The following is a 6,985-nucleotide window of genomic DNA, read 5'->3' on the forward strand; positions in this document are numbered from 1 at the left end:
CCGGTGGCGGTGCGCAAGGGTGGTTTTCTCGGCTGGTTGCAGAAGCGCTAAAAGCAAAAGATCGCAGCCTGCGGCAGCTCCTACATTGGAACGCGTTCTTCTGTAGGAGCTGCCGCAGGTTGCGATCTTTTGATCTTCTTACTTGGCAGTGAACTTGGTGTAGCTGTTGATCAGGTTGCGGTAGTTCGGCAGGCGCTCGGACAGCAGATGCGCCAGACCTTCCATGTCGTTACGCCAGTCGCCTTGCAGCTCGCAGGCCACCGAGAACCAGTTCAACAGTTGCGCACCGGCAGCCGACATCCGCGCCCACGCCGCTTGTTGCACGGTGGTGTTGAAGGTGCCGGACGAATCGGTCACCACGAACACTTCATAACCTTCGGCGATGGCCGACAGGGTCGGGAACGCCACACAGACGTCCGTCACCACACCGGCGATGATCAGTTGCTTGCGGCCGGTGGCCTTGATTGCCTTGACGAAATCTTCGTTGTCCCAGGCGTTGATCTGGCCAGGGCGCTGAATGAACGGTGCATCCGGGAATTGCTCGCGCAGCTCTGGCACGATCGGGCCGTTGGGGCCGGCGTCGAAACTGGTGGTGAGGATGGTCGGCAGTTTGAAGAACTTGGCGATGTCACCCAGCGCCAGCACGTTGTTCTTGAACTCGTTGGGGGTGAAATCCTGTACCAGCGAGATCAGGCCGGTCTGGTGGTCGACCAGCAGCACGACCGCATCATCTTTGTTCAGACGCTTGTAGGGAACGCTCATGGGGAAACTCCTTGGGTGGATGTTGCAGGAAGCGCCGTGCCGGATGGCCGGCGCCTTTTTGTAGTGATCAGAAAGCGAAGCAGGAACAGCCGAACGCGCCCCAGAAACCGGCGAAGTCGCTGACCGGTGCGGTCGACAGTCGGGCTTTTTCATGGCTGTGCGAGTGCACTGCGCAGGCACCGACGCACTGGTGCACTTGCGCCTGCAAAGGCGAGTTCGGGCGCCAGTGGCCCGGCACCTTGACCACCGGCGACCAGTCCGGCAGCACGGGGATCGAGCGTGGGCCGAGGTCTTCGAAATCGCCGGCGGCGTAAACGATCTTGCCGCCGACCACGGTCAGCACCGACTCGATCCACTTGATCGCTTCTTCCTCGACGTGGAAGAAGTCCGCGCTCAGCGCCGCCAGATCCGCTAGTTGCCCGACCTTGATCTGGCCCTTCTTGCCCTGTTCCGACGAGAACCAGGCGCTGCCGTGGGTGAACAGTTCCAGTGCGGTGGTGCGTGGCAGTCCTTCTTCGTACAAGGCCAGACCGCCGACAGTGCGACCGCTGACCATCCAGTACAGCGACGTCCACGGGTTGTAGCTGGAAACCCGCGTGGCATCGGTGCCGGCGCCGACCGGCACGCCTTCGGCGAGCATGCGTTTGATCGGCGGCGTGGCTTCGGCGGCTTTCGCGCCGTAACGGTCGACGAAGTATTCGCCCTGGAACGCCATGCGATCCTGAATCGCGATGCCGCCGCCCAGCGCCCTCACCCGCTCGATGTTCTGCGGGGTGATGGTTTCGGCGTGGTCGAAGAACCACGGCAAGCCATTGAACGGAATGTCGCGATTGACCTTTTCGAACACGTCGAGCATGCGGCTGATCGACTCGTTGTACGTGGCGTGCAAGCGGAACGGCCAGCGCTGCTCGACCAGATGGCGCACCACCGGCTCCAGCTCCTGCTCCATGGTCTGCGGCAAGTCCGGACGCGGTTCGAGGAAGTCTTCGAAGTCGGCGGCGGAGAACACCAGCATCTCGCCGGCGCCGTTGTGCCGCAGGTAATCGTCGCCCTGGTGCAACTGGACGCTGCCGGTCCAGTTCTGGAAGTCGCTCAGCTCTTCTTTCGGCTTCTGGGTGAACAGGTTGTAGGCGATGCGCACGGTCAACTGGTCGTCCTTGGCCAGTTGCTCGATCACCTGATAGTCGTCGGGATAGTTCTGGAAACCGCCACCGGCGTCGATCGCGCTGGTCAGGCCGAGGCGATTGAGTTCACGCATGAACTGGCGGGTCGAGTTGACCTGATACTCCAGCGGCAGCTTCGGCCCCTTGGCCAGCGTCGAGTACAGAATCATCGCGTTCGGCCGCGCCACCAGCATCCCGGTCGGGTTGCCATTGGCATCGCGGACGATCTCGCCGCCCGGCGGGTTCGGCGTGTCGCGGGTGTAACCGGCGACGCGCAGGGCGGCGCGGTTGAGCAGCGCGCGGTCGTACAGGTGCAGGACGAACACCGGGGTGTCCGGCGCCGCCTGATTGAGTTCTTCAAGAGTCGGCATGCGTTTTTCGGCGAACTGGAACTCGTTCCAGCCACCGACCACGCGCACCCATTGCGGGGTCGGCGTGCGGTCGGCCTGTTCCTTGAGCATGCGCAACGCATCGGCCAGCGACGGCACGCCTTCCCAGCGCAGTTCGAGGTTGTAGTTGAGGCCGCCACGGATCAGGTGCAGGTGCGAGTCGTTGAGGCCGGGGATCACGCAGCGCCCGTGCAGGTCGATCACTTGCGTGCCTGCACCGCGCAGGGCCATGGCCTGGGTGTCATTGCCAACGACGACAAAACGGCCGTCCTTGATCGCTACCGCACTGGCCAGCGGTTTGCTGCGGTCGACGGTATGAAATTGGCCATTGAACAGAATCAGATCGGCGTTCATCGCAGTTCCTTTCGAGTAGATGAATGGGTTCAGCGTGACGGCTGTTTCGCCGGTTCGAGGTGGGCATGGGCCTGACCGGCTTCCAGCCACGGCGCGAACAACCGGGTCACGCGGGGCATGAACACGTACACCACCGACAGGACGATGGTCAGGGTGATCAGAAACGTGGCGACCACGTAGTTGGAAAGCAGCGGATGCAGCTTGAGCAGCGGCCCCCAGATCAGCGGCACCAGCAGCGTGTGCGGCAGGATCACCAACAACGTGATCACCGCTTGCTTCCAGCGCGGCGGCGGCTTCGCGGCATCGGCCAGCGGGGCGAACCAGAACTCGTTGACCGGCGCGACTTCGGTCTGGTCGCCATCGGCCAGCATCGGCGCCGCTTCATCCACCAGCGCCTGACGCTGCGGCGATTCCAGCCACAGCTGCATGGCCTCGGTGGAGCAAAAGCGCAGCACGCAGGTGTAGGTATCGAGACCGGCCAGCTTGCCGCGCACGACATCCACCCCGAGGTGGCCTTCGCGCTGCCCGGCGACCCGGACGATATTGCGCAGCCACGCCTCATAGGGCTGCTCGAACCCGGCCTTGACCCGGTGCTTGACGATCAGGGTCACGGTCTCATCGGCCCCCGGTGCTTTTTGATTCAGGGCTTCAGGCATAACGCAGCACTCCGGGCAAACGGACATTGAGCGCCAGCCGTCCCGGCCCGGCGATGAACACAGTGGCGAACAGGATCAACAGCAACCAGCCGAACTGCCCTTCGGCCACACTCCATTGCGGATGCACGACCAGTAGCGCCACCAGCAGAACAAAGAGAATAGGCAAGCAGGCCAATCGCGCCAGCACCCCGCCGACGATCAGTAACGGACACAGGACTTCAGCGAAGATCGCCAGGCTGAGCGTGAGGTGGGCGCCGAGGTGGAACGGGTCTTCAATCAGCTGCAGCTGCGCAGTGAAGTCCAGCAGCTTGGGCAAGCCGTGGACAAACAGCAGAAACAACCCGCCGGTGACCCGCAGGAACAGCAGGCCGAGGTCTTGCGCCTGGTCATTGCGTTGTACAGCGTTCATGGGTCCACCCTTGATCAATCATTGCAGGCAATGGTGCAACGATTGATCGGGGGGAAATTGGATGGGTGTGCTCTCTTTTCAAGCGTCTCGTTGATCGTTCGCGCGTCAAGGTGTCGAACCGTCAGCGCTACCGGATCGTGTATTGGCGAAGGACAAAAGCCTGAGCCGTTGACGAATTCGCGACGGTGTCCAGGTTGACCCTGAAACGCACGGTCAGCGTGCTCCCGGGGCGTAAATCCTTCAAATAACTGAACAAGACAGTGACGCTGTAACCGCTGTTGGAGACCCAGCTCTGGTGGACGGTGACACTGCCAGTCCACATCGCGAGATTGTGGGGGGCGCCGTTGATGTCTTCCCCCTCCAGATCGAGCCACAGTGCCTGCAACCGTGCGATATGCGGCCATGTACCAAAGCGCAAGGTTGCACCACCTTGCACATTGGCCAGGATCAGGTCCGACGTGCCATTGGCTTCAAGGAAGACGGGAGGAATGAACCGGTCCGCCGGGATCATTCCCACATTCAGATGAATAGGCCCCAAAGGCACAGGCTGAGCCGTGCCGCGATCATATTCGGCGCTGACCGTGACCTGCTTGCCCAGGCTGAACGCCACCAGCGTAAGCGGCAACGGGACTCTTCTGGGACGTGTGGCACCGGCCGTGAGGGTATTGGTAGTGAATGAGCCCGCCGCCGGGGTTCCCGGCGCAGCAGTCCAGCGGACTCTGATCCGGTCGTTGGGCTGCATGTCGTAATCCACGACAGCCGTCAGACTGGTCAGTACCGCCAGAGGATCAACATTGCCATTATCGGGCGCCTCGGCAATCGTCACTTCCAGGTTTTGAGGGACGACATTGATGCGCCTCGGACTGGACGTTCCCCCGCTGCCATCCGCCAGCCGGACGGTGAACGAATGCAGCCCCCCCCGTCAGTTCATCTGCCACATAGGTCCAGATACCGGCTACGCCCTGAACCGAGTCGAGACGGGTTGTCCCATCGAACACATCGATTGCACCGAAGCCTTTACCGCTCAGAGTGACACGGGTGTAGCGGGTGTCTGCGCCATCGGCGACTTCACCCTCGGCATCGGTGACCGACGATATGCCGGGCGTATTGGTTCCAATTGTCTTCACGATGTAGTTTCGATGGGCAAATGCCTGGGCCTCGGATAGATCCGGACTGTTTTGCAGCCCGGCCCAGAATCTCATCGTCAGCACGCTGCCATTTTGCAGACCTTGCAGCGGTGCAGCAGGGATCTTTTGTTCGTAATACCCGAGACTGAATCCATTACCGACGATATTCCCCGGTGCTTGCCAATACCAGGCCTCCCAGACACTGCCGTCGGCCTTCACACCTGTGAGCTGGAGCCAGAAGAACTGTTCGCGTCTGCTGAACAGCCATGACCGGATGCGCAATGTAACCTCAGTCCGCTCGCTCACATCCAGGTCACGGCCCTCACCTTCGACGCTTGCCTCCTTGATCACCGGCAGGGGCAGATCAAGTTGATTGATGAGCGGTATGTAAAGCGGCAAAAGTTGTGATTTCACTGGCGGTTCAGTGCCACGGTAAAGCGTGTAAAAGGCGATGACGGTGAGCCCGAGATTCAGAGCCACCAGTATGTTGTCAATGTGGGTCGTGAAAGGGCGGTTAAATCCGCTGATCGGTATGCGCGGCGTCGTATAGGAACCGGAACCTGGAGTCCCGGCCCACGTGAAGGTAATGAAGTCTCCTGGCAACCAGGGGAAGTCGACTGTTACCGTCAGGTTGTACCGAGCGGCCGCTGGCACCAGGAAACCATTCGAACTTTCTTTAATTGCCAGTGGGGGCAGATCGTCACGTTTGAGCGCAGGAATCGGCATGTCCATAGTTTCTTCCCTCGAGGGTTTGCCGTTTCGGCATTGGCCCATCAAACACGGGAAGGCGAGCACGCACCACTGTCAGAACTAACAGGGTAAACGCGGTTTTAGACGAACGGCCACTCACACCACTGGAATATCCAGCGACACCGACATGAACTGACTGATCCGCGAGCGCAGCCATTTCTCTGCCGGATCGTTGTCATGCACCCCGCTCCAGGCCATCGACAGTTGCGCGGCTTCAATCGGGAACGGTGGATCTTCGGCGCGCAGTTTGCAGCCCTCAACCAGCGCACACGCGGCGTAGTCCGGAACGGTGGCGATCATTTCAGTGCCGGCCAGCAGCGCGCGCAGACCGCTGAACTGCGGCACACCGAGCACCACGCGGCGCGAACGACCGAGCTTGGCCAGATCCAGATCGATGTTGCCGCTCAGGTCGCCGGAAAACGAGACCATCGCGTGCGGGCGCTCGCAGTATTCGTCCAGCGTCAGCGGCCCGGGGCGATCATCACCTCGCAGCACTTTGCAGGGAATGTCGCGCAGCTTCTTGCGTTTGGCGTTGGCCGGCAGATCCGTGGTGTAACTCACGCCGACGGAGATTTCCCCGGACGCGAGCAACGACGGCATCAACAGATAGTTGGCGCGGCGCACCACCACGACGATTCCCGGAGCTTCCTGCTGAAGCTTTCGCAGCAGCGGCGGGAACAGGCCGAACTCGGCATCGTCCGACAGGCCGATGCGAAACACGTCGCAACTGGTGGCCGGATCAAATTCCTTGGCCCGGCTGACCGCGCCGCTGATCACATCCATCGCCGGTTGCAGCTCTTGCAGAATCGCCAGCGCACGGGCGGTCGGCTCCATGCTGCGACCGTTGCGCAGCAGCAACGGATCGTCGAACAAATCGCGCAAACGTCCCAAGGCAGCGCTGACTGCCGGTTGCCCCATGAACAGTTTTTCGGCGACTCGGGTCAGGTTCTTTTCGAACATCAACGCTTCGAAGATCACCAGCAGGTTCATGTCGACGCGACGCAGATCGTTACGGTTCAAGGGCTCAACTCCTTCTATGGCCAGGCAGACGCATGTGCCGAGCACTTTACGCGAACAACGCCGGTTTGCCGCCGGGGCGGACAGGCGAATTAACAACGATTAACTCGTCAGCCCGCGCCACCCGTTCTAAAAATGGTTGTCTCTGCGCAGCGTAGTTTTTTCGACCCGCGGGAACACGCCGAACGAGTGTTCCCTCCCGACACGGACCCTGGCCATGGCTCACCCACAGCATAGCGTCGCCCTGCACTCTGCCAGCGAACCGCGCAAGCCAGCCATCGGCGGTCTCAGCCCGCAGCGCGAGCGCCGGGTCAAACAACTGATCCTCGAACGTTTGGGCGAAAGCCTCGAAGTCAGC

At 61.3% G+C, this 6,985-nt stretch carries 7 protein-coding genes and 1 pseudogene; 1 reads left to right on the forward strand and 7 read right to left on the reverse strand.

Annotation, left to right across the window (positions count from 1 at the left end; all coding sequences use genetic code 11):
• Positions 1-138: 138 nt before the first annotated feature.
• From ycaC to DBR18_RS20225, 7 genes are all read right to left on the reverse strand, one after another.
• Positions 139-762, reverse strand: coding sequence for an isochorismate family cysteine hydrolase YcaC (gene ycaC, locus DBR18_RS20195; protein ID WP_103520016.1), 624 nt, complete (start codon positions 760-762; stop codon positions 139-141).
• A 67-nt stretch (positions 763-829) separates the two neighbouring features.
• Positions 830-2,668 carry an amidohydrolase gene (locus DBR18_RS20200; protein ID WP_108591636.1) on the reverse strand — a complete coding sequence of 613 codons (1,839 nt, stop codon included), beginning with the start codon at positions 2,666-2,668 and terminating at the stop codon, positions 830-832.
• A 29-nt stretch (positions 2,669-2,697) separates the two neighbouring features.
• A complete protein-coding gene (locus DBR18_RS20205) occupies positions 2,698-3,324 on the reverse strand; it encodes an antibiotic biosynthesis monooxygenase (protein ID WP_108591637.1) in 627 nt (208 codons plus the stop codon).
• A complete protein-coding gene (locus tag DBR18_RS20210) occupies positions 3,317-3,733 on the reverse strand; it encodes a DoxX family protein (protein WP_108591638.1) in 417 nt (138 codons plus the stop codon). The genes DBR18_RS20205 and DBR18_RS20210 overlap by 8 nt, the downstream gene beginning before the upstream one ends.
• Before the next feature lie 127 nt (positions 3,734-3,860).
• Positions 3,861-4,559, reverse strand: a complete 699-nt coding sequence (locus DBR18_RS20215; protein ID WP_108591639.1) for a hypothetical protein — start codon at positions 4,557-4,559, stop codon at positions 3,861-3,863.
• Positions 4,534-5,592, reverse strand: coding sequence for a hypothetical protein (locus DBR18_RS20220; protein WP_108591640.1), 1,059 nt, complete (start codon positions 5,590-5,592; stop codon positions 4,534-4,536). Before DBR18_RS20220 ends, DBR18_RS20215 begins: the two co-directional genes overlap by 26 nt.
• 114 nt (positions 5,593-5,706) lie before the next feature.
• Positions 5,707-6,630, reverse strand: coding sequence for a LysR family transcriptional regulator (locus DBR18_RS20225; protein WP_108591641.1), 924 nt, complete (start codon positions 6,628-6,630; stop codon positions 5,707-5,709).
• A 214-nt stretch (positions 6,631-6,844) separates the two neighbouring features.
• Here DBR18_RS20225 and DBR18_RS29570 point away from each other — a divergent pair.
• A pseudogene (locus DBR18_RS29570) lies at positions 6,845-6,985 on the forward strand (AraC family transcriptional regulator); the annotation flags it as partial.

This window comes from Pseudomonas sp. HMWF021, from assembly GCF_003061005.1.
GTDB lineage: Bacteria > Pseudomonadota > Gammaproteobacteria > Pseudomonadales > Pseudomonadaceae > Aquipseudomonas.

What these genes read in the sequence shown, in the direction of transcription:
- DBR18_RS20210 (WP_108591638.1), bottom strand. Translation starts at nt 3,733, where the DNA reads ATGAACGCTGTACAACGCAATGACCAGGCGCAAGACCTCGGCCTGCTG.
- DBR18_RS20205 (WP_108591637.1), bottom strand. Translation starts at nt 3,324, where the DNA reads ATGCCTGAAGCCCTGAATCAAAAAGCACCGGGGGCCGATGAGACCGTG.
- DBR18_RS20200 (WP_108591636.1), bottom strand. Translation starts at nt 2,668, where the DNA reads ATGAACGCCGATCTGATTCTGTTCAATGGCCAATTTCATACCGTCGAC.
- DBR18_RS20220 (WP_108591640.1), bottom strand. Translation starts at nt 5,592, where the DNA reads ATGGACATGCCGATTCCTGCGCTCAAACGTGACGATCTGCCCCCACTG.
- ycaC (WP_103520016.1), bottom strand. Translation starts at nt 762, where the DNA reads ATGAGCGTTCCCTACAAGCGTCTGAACAAAGATGATGCGGTCGTGCTG.